The organism is Methylobacter sp. Wu1 (assembly GCF_036553575.1).
GTDB lineage: Bacteria > Pseudomonadota > Gammaproteobacteria > Methylococcales > Methylomonadaceae > Methylobacter.
This window is the reverse complement of sequence record NZ_JAZHOC010000047.1, coordinates 52,670-69,856: the sequence shown is the minus strand read 5'-3', so window position 1 is coordinate 69,856 and position 17,187 is coordinate 52,670. Positions and strand designations below refer to the sequence as shown.

Genomic DNA, 17,187 nt, shown 5'->3' with positions numbered 1-17,187 from the left:
TGGCGTTGTCTAATAGTTGAGGTAAGGTAATCATCCGTCCTATATGGCGATACTGAACCTCAAATTCAAGGAGTCAACAATGCTTGGGTATCTCCCCGGAATCCAATAAGAGCCAAAATGATTGCAAGTTTGTGACAAATCAGTCGAGTTTGGGCTGTTTCTTGCCCGGATTTCAAGATATTCGGTAGCCAGGAAGTTTTATTAACTGATGTTACACATAGGCGATTTCATCCCGTTTGCCGCGCCGAGCACCGCAGTTGTAAGGTCGAATTCATTCGACCCGGAGCAAACGCCCGGGTACCGGCCTAGGCAGTGCGAATAGCCGCAAGGGGCACAAGTAAATTCACACCTACACGGCATGGACATCCGTGCCGCCGCCAGGATACCCTCACTCAAGCACCGGAATGAATGCCTGCAGCGATCAGCCTCATCACCGTCCAAAATAAAAAGTGAAACTGCTCATGGCTATTACTGTCAAAAAATTGCATTACACGAATTTAAAATCAGCACTGCCATAGCTATGGCAGTGCAACTTTGAGCTATGAAGATTGCTGATCTATTGATGCCGGGCTATTCCGTCGGTAATTATCATTTTCAAACGGAGGGTACGGGCATCTGCTGGCTAATTGCAATAAACCGGACATATTGGCGGCGTCATCAGTAAACGTTGAGATTCTCTCGGACGCTGATTCTTCCGACTGCTGTCTGTATGCGTATCGAGGACAAGCTGACTATGAAAATAGACGACTTATACAAGAACGGCGTCCCGCTTGGAATCGCCATCGGGGTCGGCGCAACAATTTTAGCCAAAGCCGTAATACCCCTGTTGCCCGACCTTGTCAGAGCGGCCCGCCCTGGCGCGCGCGAGGCGCTCAAGTCAGGGATATTGCTTATAGAACAGGGACGGGAAATCCTCGCCGAAATCAGCGAAGAAGTTGAAGATATATTGGCTGAAGCCCGATCCGATCTTCAGCAAAAATATGACGGAAGCCCATCCGAAACTCCCGAACCCAGTGAAGCCGCCTCCGACCAGGGTGAATCATGACCGATGCCGAAATTCAGCCCTCCGCTTTCATTAAGCATCGATTGCCGGGACGCGTCAGACTGAAAATACCGCAAAAACGGGGCGATGTTAATTATTTCAATCGCCTTGAAGAACTGTTTTCCGATTTTCTCGGCATCAATGAATTGAAATTGAACCCCTCGACGGCAAGTATTTTGATCAGTCACGAAAACGCTGTCCCTTTCCAGGATATTGCTGAATTTGCCAAAACAAAAAACCTCTTCAATTTGGTAGAAGAAGCTGAAGATCATGATGAAACAGTTCCGAATTTGTATATTAAAGCGCTGGCCTTGGCTGGATTCGATCGGTTCGACAAGGCGCTGCTGGATTACAGTAAAGGCCGGCTCGATGCCCGCTCATTTGTATTTTTGAGCTTGATCGGATTAGCGATTCATCAAGCGGCGCGGGGTAATGTGTTGGCGCCTGCGTCCACCTTTCTGGTGTATGCGTTTCAGTTGCTGGATGTGAAAGACATAAATCAGATTGAGTACGAGCAAAAAGCCGATTCCGAGGGTGAGTGAACATTCGGGCTGTTCAACAAAATAAATCGCCACATCAACCACAAGCTTGGCTCAGCCTTTGACAGCAGTCCCACAATCCCACTCATTTTCTTATTCAGCCAGTAACTCGGCCTTGTCAGTCTTTTCCCAAGGTAAAAGCGAACCATCCGAACCAAAATGTCCATTGACAGGCAATTTCTGATAAAAGACGCCGTCATGTTTCCGCGTCAGTTCGCGCAGCTCCAAATCCCTGATAATAGCCCCCAGACGAAAATCAAAATGTCTGAGCAGGCGTTTGCGGATCTCATGGTCGTCGATTATGCCCGTGCCTTTGGTCGTCAGATTGACGCTGACCGGCCCGGGAAAACCGATGGTATAACTGAGCTGCACTTCGCATTGCTCTGCCAGCCCCGCAGCAACGACATTTTTGGCGGCATATCGCGCCGCATAGGCGCCGACTCTGTCGATGCGCGACGGTCCTTTGCCGCTTAAAGCCGCCCCGCAATGTCTGGCGTAACTTCCGTAAGTATCGCCATCCGTTTTCCGGCCGGTCATGCCGGAGTGGACTGCCGGACCGCTGCGCATAAAAGGTCCTTCGGGATTGATAATCACCCGGGTCATAGTATCGGGTTTGATAGCGGTATTCCGAAAAACCGGATTGATGACATGCTGCCAAAGATCTTCTTCAATCTGCTCAAAGGCTGGCATTGAATCCGGGCTATTGCAGCCGGTGATGAGCGTCATGCTGTGAATCCGGTCGGGAAAATCGTTGACGAATCCAATGCCTACTTGCGTAGTGCAATCGGGGGACAGGTATTCGATACTGCGCTGTCTCCGGGCTTCGGACAGCTGCCTCGAAAGCCGGTTCGCCAGGGTAATGGGCAGCGGCATCAATTCCGGCGTATGACGGCAAGCGTAACCGAAGACCGTGGCCTGGTGCGAAACGGTGATACGATCCAGTTCGTCGTCCATTGAAAAGTTTGTTTCCCTGACCGTCTTTGCTTGTTCTATCAGACTCGTGACAACGGCGCATTCATCGGCATTGAAATCCCTGGGCCAATAGCCGACTTCCTTGATGACGGAACGCGCAATTTCCGGAATATCGACAACGGCCTCGCTCGCGTATCGTGCGGCAAGAAACAACACATTTTTCGATATCGCGCATTCCGCCGTGATGCGGGCAGTCGGGTCCTGCCGCAGATAGGCGTCGACGATCGCATCGCTGATGGTGTCGCAAAGCCTGTCGGGATGTCCTTCCGTGACAGATTGGGAGGTAAACACATAGTCAGTGATCATGGCTTATCGTCCTTATGAAAGGTATTTTTGCCGATGCCTTTTATCGCTTCATTGGCAATCAGCGGCAACCCTGCCCCCGCCAGGATGGCCACTATATCAATTGCGCCCACCGGGCTCAGCCTTAACAGCCTGCGCAGAGGCGGCAGGAACGCCGCCAAAACCTGCAGCATGCCGGACAAGCCAACCGCGGCATCGAGATAGCGGTTGGAAGGCCGGTTTTCCGAACGAAAAATAGAGGTTCTTCCCGAGCGGCAATGATAGGCATGCAACAATTGCGCAAGCGTCAATGACATAAAAGCATGGGTGCCGGCATTCTGGCCCGGCCCGTAACGCAGCAAACCATACCCATAAACGCCTAGAGCGCCCGCTGTGATGATGCCCGACTCCCGGATCAATTCAGCATAATCGCCGCGGTCTACGATCGCAGCCTGCGGATCGCGAGGCGGCCGCTTCAGGACATCTTCTTCAGGAGGCTCCAGCGCCAGCGCCAGCGCCGGGAAAATGTCGGTGATCAGATTGATCCACAACAGCTGTATCGGATTGAGTATCTCGGTACGCCCGATCATGGCGCTGAACAGCATCACTTCGATTTCGCTGAGATTGGTTGACAGCAAAAAGTGCAGGCTTTTACGGATATTGTCATAGATAGCGCGCCCTTCGCGTATCGCTGTCACCATGGTTTTCAGATCGTCTTCCTGCAGAATCATATCGGCTACCGAGCGCGCCAAGTCAGTGCCTTTCTCACCCAACGTGATGCCGATATCGGCCGCTTTAAGCGCAGGACCGTCATTGATGCCGTCGCCGGTCATCGCGACAACCTTGCCGTTTTGCTGCAAGGCTTTAACAATGCGCAGCTTGTGAGCGGGACTGACGCGGGAAAAAATGGTGGTGTGATCGATCAAACCGGCGAGCACGGAAGGATGCAATTTATCCAAATGCTCGGAATCGATAATTTCCAGCGATTTACCGTACCGGCCATTCAAGCCCAGCCTTTTCCCTACTGAAAAAGCGGTGGAGCTTTGATCGCCGGTAATCATGACGGTCTCAATGCCGGCGTCATGGAACTGGGCCATGAGCGCTTCCATGCCCGGCCGGATCACATCTTCCATGCCCACCAGTCCCAGCCAAGTGAGCCCTTGCCGTTTACAATCGGCTGCATCCCCGGTAATGCAATAAGCCACGCCCAGCACACGCAAAGCATCGGCGCCAAGCCTTTCGTTCCAGATCAAAATCGATTGCCGGTCGTCTTCCGACAAAGCCTTTAAATGGCCGTTATTGCTGCATTGCTGGCAAAGTTCCAGGACCGCTGCCGGACTTCCTTTGACAGCGGTGAAAAACCGCCCGTCCTCGAGCTGGTGCACCGTCGTCATGTAGGGACGGGCTTCGGCGCGGTAGTCCACCTTTGCCAAAGGCCGGCGCGCTCTTAATGCAGCGACATCTTCACCCGCATCGATAGCCGCCTGAAGCAATGCGTTCTCGGTAGGCGATCCCTGCAAATCTTGGCTGCCTTCCTTGGCAATTGTCGATTCATTGCAAAGCACCAGCACTTCCATCATGCGCTGCAATGCCCCGTCAGCCTGATAAAGATCGATATCAGCTTCGCCGTCGAAAAAGCGGCCTTCTTTTACACTAATAGCCGATTGCACGGTCTTTAGCGCAACGACGCTCATCTGGTTCAACGTCAACGTGCCGGTTTTATCAAGGCAGATGACCTGAACCGATCCCAGATTTTCAACGGCCGGCAACTGACGAATCAGTACCTTATTCCGCTGCATGTCTTTGATGCCAAGCGCCAGCGTAGTCGTCGCCACAGCCGGCAAGCCTTCCGGGACCGCCGCTACGGCCAGCGAAATAGCCGACATGAGCATTTCCGGCAAAGGCCTGCCCCGCATCAATCCCACAAAGAATACCAGCGCGCAGATCCCTGAGCTGAACAAAGCCAATTGCAAGCCCATCTCATTGATCTGCTTTTGCATCGGCGTTTCGGGCGTGACCGCTTCACCCACCATGCTTTGAATCTTGCCGATTTCGGTATGGCGGCCGGTAGCCACGACAATGGCGCGGCCGTCACCGCCTATTACCGTTGTCCCCATATAAATCATATTTTGCCTGTCTGCCAAGGCCGTTTGAGCTTTTCCCAGGAAAGCATGACTTTTGCTGGCTGGAAGGCTTTCCCCGGTCAAAAGCGATTCATCTATATTCAACCGATTGCTTTTTAACAAGCGAGCATCAGCGGGGATATAAGTTCCCGGCGCAAGCACCAGAATATCGCCGATTACTACATCTTTTAAGGCAATATCCGTTTTTTTGCCGTCCCGGATAACGGCTGCGATTCCGGGCGCCGACTGGCCCAGAGCATTAATGGTTTTTTCAGCCGATTGCTCGGTTGCATAGCCGATAACCGAATTGATCAGCACGACGCCTGCAATGACAAACGCATCGGCCACGCCTCCGGTAGCCAATGAAATGCCTGCCGATAATCCGAGCAGGGCCACGGGAGCGGACACAAACTGTTGCAAAAAGATTTGTAGAGAAGAACGTCCATGATGTTCGGACAAAACATTAGGACCGTATTCAGCCAGCCGTTGATGGGCGCTTTCGTTGGTCAATCCCTCCTCTTCGCCCTCGACGAGCTTGATGATTCGGGAACCGGCAAGCGTGTGCCACAAATGGTAAGGCGGCTTCCGGTATCTCGTCGCCGCAGGCGCGCGTTTTTTTTCTTTGGTTTTGAACGCTCTGGGTTTGGGCGAAGGCCTGTGAACATGCTCGTGGATAATCGAACAGCCGGTTACCGCTTCCAGCAGGCCCGCTATGCTGGCGGGCATAGCCTCATCATCTCGGGAAACCGCATATTGGATTAACAAATTACCGGTCAGGGTATTGGCGCGGACGAGCTTCAATTCGGCCAAGGCTGCTAATTTCGATTCCAAGCTGGCGCGCAAGGACTCGTTGCGATACAAGCCGGGCACATGAAAACGCGTCCTGCCGGCTACGCTGTTATGGATAACCAATACACAATAGCGCGGTTTATGGTCGTATGAACCGGTATCTGTTATCGAAGCCATTGAATTAAATTTCAGAATTCGATTTCACGGTCGCAAGTCTAGCCGGCTCGAGCCGGACGGGGCATGTTGCGCCGTCTGCTTATTTTCAACGTGTGGCCATAACGGCCACCAAGACGCCCGCGATGACATTTCCGGCAATATTGACCAGGAGTTCCCGGGTAAAAAAGGCGCCTGGGGCCATTTTTCCCAACTTAGGGTTCTTGTGTTTCTCAGTAATCTCGATCTTTCCCTTGCGCAGTTTACTGACGGCTCTCATGACCAGTTGAACCACTTCCTCCTCGTTATGGTAAGCCGGGTGATATTTAACGAGCAGGGTTCCCGTCACAATATTGGGCTCTGCATGATAGATGCCCTTTGCCTTTTCATCACTGAGCAGATCATGCTTGAGTAAGTTGGCATAGGTCTGCTTATGTTTGATCGACGGCACCCGGATGCGGATCCTGTTCGGAACCTTGTTGTGGATTACGGTGATCATGTCTTGCGCCGCGTCTTTCATTGCTTCAATGAGTAGTCAATTCTCATAAATTCCAGTAGCTGTTTAATTAAGCTGTGACTGCTGCAACCAATGCCCGGATTGCCAAAGATCGCTTATCGACTGTATATCTGAATTATCAATTTATATTTTAGATAAATCGGGTTCCAGAAGTTCATTGATTAGTCTGGAATCGTTCACATTGGTTTCAGATTCCTTACCGATGTTAGGCATCGGTTGAACTGAGGGGTTTAAAAAATACCGCCAGCGCGACGGTAACTGTAAGGTCGAATTCATTCGACCCGAAACGCTTCCCCAAGATATAGGCATAAATAGTGCGAATACCCGCAAGGGGCACAAGTGAATTCGCACCTACGCGCGCATCACGATTCAGGCGGCAAGGTGCGGCGAGTTGACTGAAGATCGGTTTCATGACCTGCCGCCAGCGCGGCTAACAGGATAAAAAACGGCCCATGCGCAACAATCAGTTTATAACTCGGACAAATCAAGCAATGTTGATCGTAAATGACAATTTTATGAACTTGCCAGCGTTATTTTTATCCTAACAGGATGTTTCGGACAGCCTATAAAACATAAGTTTGCCTATCGAAACATCCCCACGTAAATATTTTTTAATTTGATGTTCGGGAGATAACAATGGCTGCAAAAACCTCTCGCAAACCCGCTGAAACATCGACAGTCGATGATGCAACAGAAACTGACAATCAACCCGGCATGGTAGTGGCTGGAGTCAAAAAAGGCGCTTTAGCGGCCAAACAAGCGGCAAGCAAAATTGTCTCGGCGCCATCCAAGCTATTGGACAACACTCTCTATGGCGTCTGTTACGGACTATCCTATGGAGCCGTGTTCAGCTCTTTGATGGTCACAAAAATGCTGCCGGCCAATGGTTCGGTCATCAAAGGTTTTCATGAGGGCGCCAAGGTGGCGCATAAGGATTTCAAAACGCAAAAGCAAGAGCGCGTTGCCACCGAAAAGCACGAACCCAAACACGCTGCCGCTAAAAAACCTGAGCCTAAACATGCTGCGGCCAAAAAACCTGAGCCCAAACGCGCGGCTGCCGAAAAGCACGAGCCTAAACACGCCGCCGTCGAAAAACCTGCGCCTAAACCCGCTGCCGCCGAAAAGCGCGAGTAAAAACAATAAGGCGATTGATTTGTCGGAAAAATGCAGCCGCTCCACATCGTCAAGCAGATCAACACCCCCACTGCCGTCAGTTCCGGCAAAAAGTCTGGGAGCATCCGGCGATAGCGCTTAATATGAGAGGTACTGATAAACGAAGCGGCTGAAAGATCATCTTTTCTGTCATAGATCATCTCATCAATCAATGCGGCATCCGTCGTGCCAAAATAATTGTCAGCGGCGGAAATCGCTGCGGAATTGGAATCGCTGCCATAGCCATTTCTAAAACGAGGGCCTGCGATCCGTACTAAGAAAGCTGTTGTTTTCTGCAACCGCTGCACAGCTGCTGCTATCCCTATTCTCAACCGCCGGAGTCATCTGCTCGACAAAAGCGTTTTTTTGATATAGGCCGAGACATTATTATTTGTAGCGGTAGAGATACCTCCGGACAGATAGAAGATATTTCTTTCAATATGAGCATCCGCTATAGGATAACCGAGGCCCAGACAGGGCATGTAGTTGGTGTAACTGACTATTGAATCGGTTAAGGTAACAGAACCATAGCCTGCCCCACTGAGATAAGAAGATGCACCGATGATATTCGCATAGGCGATATTGATCCGCCCTTCATTGATGGCGAGAGGATCATTGTTCGCCATGGCAATAGATACATCCCGAAAATAAACTAACGCATCAGGTGCGCCTACCGCATTAAGCGCGCCGAACACCTCGAAGCGCCCGTTTTTAATCTCGCTCCCCTTTTCAATCGTCAGCGTGGCCCCGTTTGCAATTTGAACTGTCACATCAGTGAGGTCGTGCGCTTCACCGGCATGCCATGTCGTATCGTTTGAGAGAATCAGATTGGAAGCATCTGCCTCAGTGGTTAAGGCTGCCAGGATGATAGCCGGATTACGGATTGTCAAAGTCGCTTGGCTCATAGCGAAAATGTCCCTGTTATTTTGATTATTATGAGGAGGATGTTTCGAGGCAAAACCCGCTGAAATAGGATGATTAGCAGGCTTAGGCCGACTTCACTGGACTATTGGATGTTTCGGAGGCTAGATTTTTCTGTAAGTTCCAGTCCTTTAGAACCCCGCCAAAGTGTTGTGATTTATTGCTGTTTTTTATCTTGAAGTATTCCACTACTGACAAATCAATGTTCAATGTCACTCATACATACCAGTTCTAAACTATTACTGCCTTCTCCAAAGTCAGGAGTCGCTAAAAGAGAAATCACGCTTCTACTCGAAAAAGCCCCAAATCAGAATAGGCCATCAGTATAGTGCATGCAGAATCTATCCCAACAATGACAACTGTATCCCACTCAATCGTCTAGCATTATTAATCATACGACTGGATTTTTTTATATGAACTCCATCACGCTTTCATAAATTCAATTTGACACAAATCATAATCCCTATAATTTTAAGCTTAATATTTGCTTAAGAATTATGTTTGTCTTAAAAAGACAGCACTTCCAAGAATAATAAGATAAATCCACTCATCAAGAAGCAAGGAATTTTACGATAGCGTGATATCGGGCTTTTATTTGCGCTATTTCCGTTTCCTCATTTTAGGACGATAGCTTTAGTTGACCTATGGAGATAAAGGACTTGAATTTTTTACGCTTATTAAGAACTGTTTGCCTGTCTGCTGCGATATTCATCAGCGAAGGTTGTGCGAGCGCCAATTCCCATCATGCCGGCACATCCCAACGCGAAGTTGAAATACGCGAACTGCTACATGACAACCTATCCTGGGCGTTTGGCACCCATTCCCTCACTAAACCTTATAAATGGCCGGATGAAGAAGATGTTATCGAGGTTTTCAAGCAGCTCACCGACGATGATATTCCGGTACTGATCAACATTATCCGCGCCGATGTAGCGCAAGGAAAAGGGCTTTTGAATGCGGAAACCAATTCCGCTATCTGGGTGCTGTCTTTTTTTAAAGACAAAGCTAAAGCGCCGGTATTACGGCTTTACCATGATCCATCGATCTCACAGGCTGAAAGAGCAATATGGAAAGATGAGCTGGATGCAATCAAGGCAAGGTCGACAACAAATTGGCGGTAGTTTATCGCCAGTCATTCGCAGTAAATATCATTAAGAAGGAGATACTTGTGATACATCAGCCATTACATTTTAGACGGCTTTCTATTGTTGTAACGATCTGGGGAACAACACTACTTCCGGTGGATGCCGGAGCCTTTGTTCCTGGCGGTCTTAAAGGTGCAGCGACGGGTGGAAAAAGCCATAAACAGATGACTCGGGAGGCGCTCGATGTGTTCTATGCCGAATATGGTTATGGCGCCGATGCCAAGCCGCTCACCAAAACCATGAGTTATGCACGAGAACAGATCGCAGACGCCAACGCCTCGGTGGATAATAATTATCCCTCGACAAGCGCGCGGCATTGCGATGCGGAAAATTTACAGGCCTGCAGTGACCTGATCAAGGACTTATACCAGGAAACCGTCGATTCACTCAAAAACTAAGATGCTGATTCTGCCCGAAAAACACTTGGTGAAGCTTTCCATACCTTGCAGGATTTTTATTCACACAGTACCTGGATAGAACTAGGAAATTCATCGCCGAATCCGGACCTTGGCAAAAGCTCTATCGCTAATGTTGCACCACAGGACGCACAGACATGCATCGACGCCCCTGCGCTGGATCTTTGCTTTACGGACAATTTGACGTCTTCATACCTGACCAGCGGCTATTTCTCTAACCAGGACAGGACACATTTATATCAGGCTGGTAGAAAATGCGCCCATGGCGGTTCCTTTGACCATACCGGTGGTTATGGCGGTATCAACAAGGATTCTAGCACCTGTTTTGTAATGGCCGGGCCAGTTCCCGTCGGTGTGTCGCCTCATGCCGATGATAATCCGGCTGCGGCTCTTGTGGCGCAAGATGCTACCGTAGAAGCGCTGCGTGCGATCAAGGAGCAAGTCAGTGAGCATGAATTCAAAAGTCTGCTTGGAATTGGCCCGTCATTGGCATTTGCTGTAGATACCACAGGCAGCATGGGTTCAGTAATCAATGGTGTACAAACAGACATTCGTAATATTTTGAATTCGCGGTATGGTACGCCGGATGAACCGACACGCTATATCTTGTCGCCGTTTAACGATCCTTCTACGGGACCTTTGACCTCTACAAACGATGCCGACCGCTTCCTGAATGCAGTGGACAATCTGTATCCGTGGGGAGGCGGTGATTGTCCAGAGCTTTCGATGAAAGGCGAATATGATGCATTGTCGGCTTCGGAAACCGGAGGGGAGCTGTTCATGTACACAGATGCGAGCGCCAAAGATGCTTATTTGGAAGGGCAAGTGAAAACGGTTGCGCAACAGAAGGATGTCAAAGTTTTTAATGGCCTTTATGGACACTGCTCTCCTTATGATCCGGCATACTTCGATATCTCCAATAGCTCTGGAGGGCAAACATTTATCCTGCAACCAGGCAAAACCGCTGGCTTTTCGCAACTAGCGAATCTTCTGGCGCGCAGTAATGCCGCTGATATTTTGGCCGTTGCCGGACCATTAGGCACTGCTGTAGTCGATCACCACTTCCCTGTAGACCTTCAAACCAGCCGAATCACTGTTTCAGTAACCAGTACCGGCGTTTCCAGTATTTCTGTTATCCGCCCGGACGGCAGTATCGTCTCTGCTAATGATACTGGCGTAACGCAACCGTCTATCCCGACGGCGGCAGGATCTGCAAAAGTGTACTCAATCGATGCGCCGCAACCTGGCGATTGGCACATTTCTATCCAAGGCAGCGGAGATTATTCGGCTCTGGTCAATGGCGACAGCAATCTGCTGTTCAATGCCTTCCGGTTTGTCGAGCCGGGAGGACGCCCGGGACATGAGGGATATTTCCCCATTTCCGGCTTCCCTATTGTAGGCAAAACCCAAGAGGCAATCGCACGTATGTCAGGTAAGCCGCAATCCGTCTCTTTCGAACTTCGGACGCGGAACGGGCAAGTCATACAGTCTTTCAACCTGGACTCGCCTGATGCTGATGTTGGCGAACTGCTGGGAAAATTGACCATTCCTACACAAGAATTTGTAGTCTATGCCGTGGGCAATGATGCGAGTGGGCAACCTTTCCAACGTGTGCGCGCATCCCAATTCTCACCGCAGTCGTTTGCCATTTTTCCGCCCGTAGCAGTAAATATGAGCCGAGATCAGGATACTTCTTATATTTTTCAGATAAAGAATTATGGGAATGATGCAAAATTTAACTTTTCAGCACTGGATGATAAAAACTATCAGGTGAGTCTGACGTCAGGCTCGGTAAGTATCCCGGCAAACGGCAGCGCCAATGTCAAAGTGGTCATGCACCCGCCATTATCGACGCCGATCGGCACTCCGGATACACTGACGTTCACCGCGATCCAGGCAGACAATCCCAAGGCAATCAATTATGCCGTGGTTAAAAGCAATGTGGTTAATCCGATTCTTCCTGCCGATACCAATCGCGATGGCGTAGTGAATTGCGACGATTTTGCATTGGTCAAAATCTCACTTGGCAGCAAAGTGGGGGATGCCGCGTTCAACCCGGCAGTGGATATGAATAGTGATGGATTGGTGGACGAGCAGGATCTGGCCGCAATCAGAGCGGCAGACAATGAACCGCCTACGATCAATGGTCTGGAAGCCACGCCCAATGTTTTATGGCCGGTTAACCATAAAATGGTTGCAGTAACAATAAAGGCAAACACGACGGACTGGTGCAGCGTACAGCCTCCAGTGTGCAAAATTGTTTCTGTCAGCAGTAACGAGACAGTCAATGGTCTTGGCGATGGCAACACCGATGCTGACTGGAAGATCAATGGCAATCTTGAAATGCTACTGCGGGCTGAACGTTCCGGCCAAGGCAGCGGTCGGGTATATACAGCCAATGTTCAGTGTACCGATGCAGCAGGAAATGCCGCTACTGATTCAGTGACTATCACAGTCCCGCACTCTTCTGCGACTCCCTGACCACCTGCTGCAAAACACAGTGTTTTAACCCGGCCTGTACCGTTTTAATTGATGAAAAACGCAAGGTGAAAGTTGATTTCACCTTGCATCTTATGTGCTTCTATTACGCTAATTTTCGATAGGCACAGTCGACTATGTGAACGTTCCCGCCAATTTTCGGCCTTGCTCTGTGAGGCGATATTGCTGCAATCGACTGTTGGGTTTGTCGGGAATGGTCATTTCAACAAGACCCGCCTCCAGCGCAGGTTTCAGGTAGCGCTCGCGGAATGATTCCCTGTCTTTTAGTGTTAGATCGGTTTGTAATTCGTTTCGAGTCAGCGGCTTATCAACTCTAAAAAGCGCTTTTATCAATGCCTCGACTTGCGGGGTAACTTGCTGGCCGACTTGCCGGGTATTGTTTCCGGCAGTGCTTTGAACGGTTTCCAAAATCACGCCCAGCATAAACTCGACAAAAGGCGCGGAATCGGTCTTTTGCGTGCTCAGGTTGATCGCCTGGTAATACTCGCTTTGATGCGCGTGCACCATGCTTTCAACGGGTAGTTGAGCGAGCAACGGCTTCCACTGGCTCAGGATCAGCGTTTGCCATAAGCGCCCCATACGCCCGTTGCCATCGGCGAATGGATGAATGAACTCGAATTCGTAGTGGAATACCGAACGGGTGATTAACGGGTGTTGATCACTGGCGGCCAGCCAGCTGAACAAATCCCCCATGAGTTTTTTAACGCGACAGGCAGGCGGCGCCATGTACACCACCGCTTCGTCATTCATCACGCCGACGTTGCCCTTGCGATAGCGGCCCGCATCGTCAATCAAACCAGCCATTAACACCTGGTGTGCCTGCAATAACTGCTTTTCGTTGGCCGGCTGCCAGCTTTCAAATTGTTCGTAGGCTTTAATGGCATTGCGGGCTTCCTGAATTTCCTTGGGTGGAGCGATAACCCGCTTGCCTTCCAAAATGGCGGTGATCTGATCTTCGCTTAAGGTGTTGCCCTCAATGGCAAGTGAGCCTTGAATGGTGCGAATGCGGTTTATACGGCGAAGGCGGAGGTTTTTTTCACCCTCCAACACTGACAATCGCCCGAGCTGTTCGCTGATGTCGGAGATCAGGCGAATGATGGCTGGGGTGATGGTGTAAGGGGGCTGGTAGCTTTTAGCCATCGCGCGAACCCAAATGCACGATGTTATTTTTGACATTTGCCGAATCAACTCCCCTGCCTGCTTCGGTTAACAGCGCCAGCATCGCTTTCTCAGGCCAGATACAGTCTTTTTGGCCTTTCAGCGTACAGGGTCGATCCGCCAGCCAGACCCCGGTACGGTAGCTGCAAATATCGTCTAGTTTGGTATGGTCAAACCGCAGCATATGCTCAATGTCGCCCGCCATCTGGTTCATGGTGCCTTGTACCGAGCGGTTGCAATCGGTGTCGAACCGGCACGGGGCCAGCAACGCCGACGCGCTATCCATTTGCGTTTGATTCGCGCCCAATTTGAGCAAGGTGTTCATCAGGGTGTCGGCAAACAGTCGGTCGAAGTTGGCAAAATCGGCTTTGACCAAGCCTTTCATAAACAGCGGGAAGCGGGTGGCATCGTGTACCAGCACAACACACAGGCGACGTTGCAGGGTAAGCAGATTGGCATGCCAGCCGCTTAATGGATTGTCAGCGGAATCGGGAGGGGTGGCCGCAGAATCATCGCTTGGAGGTGGATTCATCGTGGCTGCCACTGGCAAATGAGCATAGAGTTTTTTGGTGGCGTGGATCGTAATCATGCGGGTTTGCTCCGCTTGTTCTTAACCGGCGGCTGCGCGTTGCGTTCGGCCTGAATGCGTTTTAGCAATTCGGCGGCGGGTTCGTCGTTGGGGTCTTGCGGCACCAGTTCGCCGCGGAAGGCTTTGGCTAGTAACGACTGGGTTAAACGGTCGAGGCGTTTTTTGGTTTCGAGGTATTGTTTTTCGACCGTGTCGGCCAGGGTGAACAGGGATTCTACACGGCGGACGATTTCTTGTTGCTCTGGGATTGATGGCAATGAAATTGGCATATTTTTCATTGATCCCACATTAAAGTGTTGTTGAGCCACTCCAACCTGATTTGCTATTACATTTTGCTGTGCTACAGATGAATTCATATAGACACATCCATACTCTGGCAAAAGTTGATCGTTTGGCCTAACTATCACGAGGTCAGAACAATTCGCGTCTCCCAATTCTTCGGGAATAACACAGGTTGTTCCTGGAGCCCCAGATCTCACAATGGCTAAATCACCTGCTTCAAGTCTGGATTTATAGATTTCCTTGTGAAAATCTTCTGATATGTAGAGTAAATTCTCAGGGTTAAATCTAAATGCTCTAACATTTTGAGAGCGTAAAAACTTTACTCCCAACTCTTGATATTTGTCGGACATTTTTCCGACAAATCCAACCGTTATTTCCCTGCTTATTTCTGAAAAAATAGTTTGCTTCCAGTCTGTTAGACCTATGCCGTTTTGTACTCGCCACTCCCTCGTCAACTCCCCCGAAGTGGCGGCGGCGAGGACGGATTGGCGGAAGCGCTTGAGCAGGGTGGGGATTTTTTCCAGGCGCGCCTGGGCCGCATCGACTTTGGCGAGCACGCTGTCGAGTTTGTCGGCGATGCGGATTTGTTCGTTTAGGGGCGCAATTGGAACTGTGTATTTTTCGACCTTTTTTGGCTGCGCTCTGGTTAATGAGCCTCCAACACCAGCAACTTCCGAACAAAGAAGTTCTCTAAAATCCTTTTTCGAAAAAGCGTATTTCAAATAATTCGCGCATATCAGCGGATTCCTAATATTAATCCATTCTGATGAAGCAATTTGGCGCAGATTTGCTTTTTCGCCAACAGTCCAAACTCGGTTTATTCTGGGATTGATTTTGCAAAGCAAAACATCACCCGGGGAAACTACTTGTTTTGAAGAGCCAATATCTTTGCCCAATAAATTTTCCGGCTTCCCTGTCGGAAAAATAGGGACTGAAAAAAGCTCAAACTCTTCTTCTGGGAAGTCGCTTGGCGTTATGTTCTGAGATTTATGAAGATTGATTTCATTAATCGTGGCTTCAATCCAACCTTGAGGTAATTCATTGCTCACTGAATCAACTCCTCACCCTCTTCCGCCGCCCCCAGCTCAACCAAAATTGCCTGCAATTCCTGCATCGCCCCGGCCATTTCTTCCAGTGCTTCGGTAATCAACACATCCGGCTCCGGCAGCTTGGCGCTGTCTTCGACGCTGTCGTCGCGAATCCAGGACAAGTCCAGCGAGTCGTCTTTCTGGCGGATTTGCTCGCGGCTAAAACAGCGCAGGCGGCAGTCTCCTGGATTGCCGTTGTTGCGGGTATGACGCTCGATAAAGGCCTGACGGGCGGCTTCGTCCACCGTGGTCAGGTCGCGGCCGACCGCGTCGTAAAATTCCTGCAAATGCTGAGCAGTGAACAAGGTGCGTTTGCCGAATTGCGGCATGTTGGCGCGCAAGTCGTAGACCCAGACGTTTTGGGTGTTGCCTTTGTCCTTATTCGCGTCTTTGGATTTGCTGAAAAACAGCACGTTGGTTTTAACCCCGGCGGCGTAAAAAATGCCGGTGGGCAGGCGCAGGATGGTGTGCAGGTTGCACTTTTCCATCAGGTCCTGGCGGATGGTTCTGCCGGTGCTGCCTTCGAACAAGACGTTATCCGGCAACACCACGGCAGCACGGCCGCCGGGTTTGAGCATGACGTGGTACATCAAATGCAGAAAAGCCAGTTGTTTGTTGCTGGTGTAGTGCACCAGATCGTCGCGGGTGGGAATGCCGCCGCCCTGCTTGGTGCCGAACGGCGGGTTGGCCAGAATCAGCGTGGCGGGCGGCAGTTGTTTGCCTTCGTTGCTGAGGGTATCGCCGAACAGAATGCCGGCGTTCCGGTCGTCGATAGCCAGATCGTGCAGCATCAGGTTCATCATCGCCAGACGGCGGGTATCGGGCACCAGCTCCATGCCGTAGAAGGTTTTATGCTGGTATTTGTCGTAGGCCGCTTCGTTGAGGGCGTTGATGTCGTTGTGTTGCTTGATATAGTGGTGAGCGCTGATCAAAAAGCCGCCGGTGCCCGCAGTCGGGTCGACGATGACGTCGTCCAACGTGGGTTTCATCAATTCCACCATGGCGTTAATCAGTACCCGCGGCGTGAAGTACTGGCCGGCGCCGGATTTTTTCTCGGTGGCGTTGATTTCCAGCAGGCCTTCGTACATGTCGCCGAGGCCTTCGGTTTTGGCGTTGTACCAGTCCAGCTTGTCGATCTCGGTGACCAGTTTGTTGAGGGTGGCGGGTTTGCGGATCACGGTGCTGGCGTTGTTGTAAATGGCCTGGGTAATCAGCGAGCCGTGGGAGCCTAAATCCACCAGCATTTTTTTGTAGGCTTCCAGGCGCGTGGCAGAATTCATGGCTTCCAGATCGGCCCAGCGGCAGCCAGAGGGAATCAGTTCATCCTGGCCGGTTTCTTCGACCATTTTCAGGAACACCAGAAAGGTCAGCTCGTTGATGTATTCGTGATAGGTGACGCCGTCATCCCGTAACAAGTTGCAGAGGTTCCAGAGTTTGGCGACGAGGTCTTGGGTGCTCATAAGTAGTTAGGTTTAGTTAAAGTTTTCGTAGGTCGGGTTAGGCGCAGCCGTAACCCGACA

General features: G+C 50.5%; 15 protein-coding genes. 6 read left to right on the top strand and 9 right to left on the bottom strand.

Features of this window, described 5'->3' with window-relative positions:
- The first annotated feature begins 733 nt into the window (after positions 1-733).
- Positions 734-1,045 carry a DUF5132 domain-containing protein gene (locus V2P20_RS07745; protein ID WP_331817654.1) on the top strand — a complete coding sequence of 104 codons (312 nt, stop codon included), beginning with the start codon at positions 734-736 and terminating at the stop codon, positions 1,043-1,045.
- Positions 1,042-1,584, top strand: coding sequence for an HMA2 domain-containing protein (locus tag V2P20_RS07740; protein ID WP_331817653.1), 543 nt, complete (start codon positions 1,042-1,044; stop codon positions 1,582-1,584). The genes V2P20_RS07745 and V2P20_RS07740 overlap by 4 nt, the downstream gene beginning before the upstream one ends.
- 90 nt (positions 1,585-1,674) lie before the next feature.
- On the opposite strand, the gene metK is transcribed toward V2P20_RS07740, so the two are convergent.
- The 4 genes from metK to V2P20_RS07720 form a co-directional block, all read right to left on the bottom strand.
- Positions 1,675-2,859: a methionine adenosyltransferase gene (metK, locus tag V2P20_RS07735; protein ID WP_331817652.1), complete on the bottom strand. Its 1,185-nt coding sequence runs from the start codon at positions 2,857-2,859 to the stop codon at positions 1,675-1,677.
- Positions 2,856-5,924 (bottom strand): HAD-IC family P-type ATPase, encoded by a 3,069-nt coding sequence (locus tag V2P20_RS07730; RefSeq protein ID WP_331817651.1) that lies wholly within the window; start codon positions 5,922-5,924, stop codon positions 2,856-2,858. The genes metK and V2P20_RS07730 overlap by 4 nt, the downstream gene beginning before the upstream one ends.
- A gap of 85 nt (positions 5,925-6,009) precedes the next feature.
- Positions 6,010-6,399, bottom strand: a complete 390-nt coding sequence (locus tag V2P20_RS07725; protein ID WP_331817650.1) for an HMA2 domain-containing protein — start codon at positions 6,397-6,399, stop codon at positions 6,010-6,012.
- 223 nt (positions 6,400-6,622) lie between these two features.
- On the bottom strand, positions 6,623-6,829 hold the full coding sequence (locus V2P20_RS07720) for a hypothetical protein (RefSeq protein ID WP_331817649.1): 207 nt from the start codon (positions 6,827-6,829) through the stop codon (positions 6,623-6,625).
- A gap of 224 nt (positions 6,830-7,053) precedes the next feature.
- Here V2P20_RS07720 and V2P20_RS07715 point away from each other — a divergent pair, with 224 nt between their 5' ends.
- Positions 7,054-7,551, top strand: a complete 498-nt coding sequence (locus tag V2P20_RS07715) for a hypothetical protein (RefSeq protein WP_331817648.1) — start codon at positions 7,054-7,056, stop codon at positions 7,549-7,551.
- Positions 7,552-7,910: 359 nt separating this feature from the next.
- On the opposite strand, the gene V2P20_RS07710 is transcribed toward V2P20_RS07715, so the two are convergent.
- The gene (locus V2P20_RS07710; RefSeq protein WP_331817647.1) at positions 7,911-8,474 is read right to left on the bottom strand and encodes a hypothetical protein; all 564 of its coding nucleotides are present in this window, start codon (positions 8,472-8,474) and stop codon (positions 7,911-7,913) included.
- Between the two features lie 675 nt (positions 8,475-9,149).
- Between V2P20_RS07710 and V2P20_RS07705 the strand changes: the two genes are divergently transcribed.
- Genes V2P20_RS07705 through V2P20_RS07695 form a run of 3 tightly spaced genes read left to right on the top strand, consistent with a single transcriptional unit; the run spans position 9,150 to position 12,532 of the window.
- Positions 9,150-9,611, top strand: a complete 462-nt coding sequence (locus V2P20_RS07705; RefSeq protein WP_194970380.1) for a hypothetical protein — start codon at positions 9,150-9,152, stop codon at positions 9,609-9,611.
- 47 nt (positions 9,612-9,658) lie between these two features.
- Positions 9,659-10,033 (top strand): hypothetical protein, encoded by a 375-nt coding sequence (locus V2P20_RS07700; RefSeq protein WP_331817646.1) that lies wholly within the window; start codon positions 9,659-9,661, stop codon positions 10,031-10,033.
- 45 nt (positions 10,034-10,078) lie between these two features.
- Positions 10,079-12,532: a dockerin type I domain-containing protein gene (locus V2P20_RS07695; RefSeq protein ID WP_331817645.1), complete on the top strand. Its 2,454-nt coding sequence runs from the start codon at positions 10,079-10,081 to the stop codon at positions 12,530-12,532.
- 132 nt (positions 12,533-12,664) lie between these two features.
- Here V2P20_RS07695 and V2P20_RS07690 read toward each other — a convergent pair whose 3' ends face one another.
- The 4 genes from V2P20_RS07690 to V2P20_RS07675 are packed head-to-tail and all read right to left on the bottom strand — an operon-like array spanning position 12,665 to position 17,127.
- Positions 12,665-13,690 (bottom strand): Fic family protein, encoded by a 1,026-nt coding sequence (locus V2P20_RS07690; RefSeq protein WP_331817644.1) that lies wholly within the window; start codon positions 13,688-13,690, stop codon positions 12,665-12,667.
- On the bottom strand, positions 13,683-14,297 hold the full coding sequence (locus V2P20_RS07685; protein ID WP_331817643.1) for a hypothetical protein: 615 nt from the start codon (positions 14,295-14,297) through the stop codon (positions 13,683-13,685). The genes V2P20_RS07690 and V2P20_RS07685 overlap by 8 nt, the downstream gene beginning before the upstream one ends.
- Complete coding sequence (locus V2P20_RS07680; protein ID WP_331817642.1) at positions 14,294-15,628, bottom strand: restriction endonuclease subunit S; 1,335 nt, start codon at positions 15,626-15,628, stop codon at positions 14,294-14,296. Before V2P20_RS07680 ends, V2P20_RS07685 begins: the two co-directional genes overlap by 4 nt.
- The gene (locus V2P20_RS07675; RefSeq protein ID WP_331817641.1) at positions 15,625-17,127 is read right to left on the bottom strand and encodes an N-6 DNA methylase; all 1,503 of its coding nucleotides are present in this window, start codon (positions 17,125-17,127) and stop codon (positions 15,625-15,627) included. The genes V2P20_RS07680 and V2P20_RS07675 overlap by 4 nt, the downstream gene beginning before the upstream one ends.
- Positions 17,128-17,187: the final 60 nt, after the last annotated feature.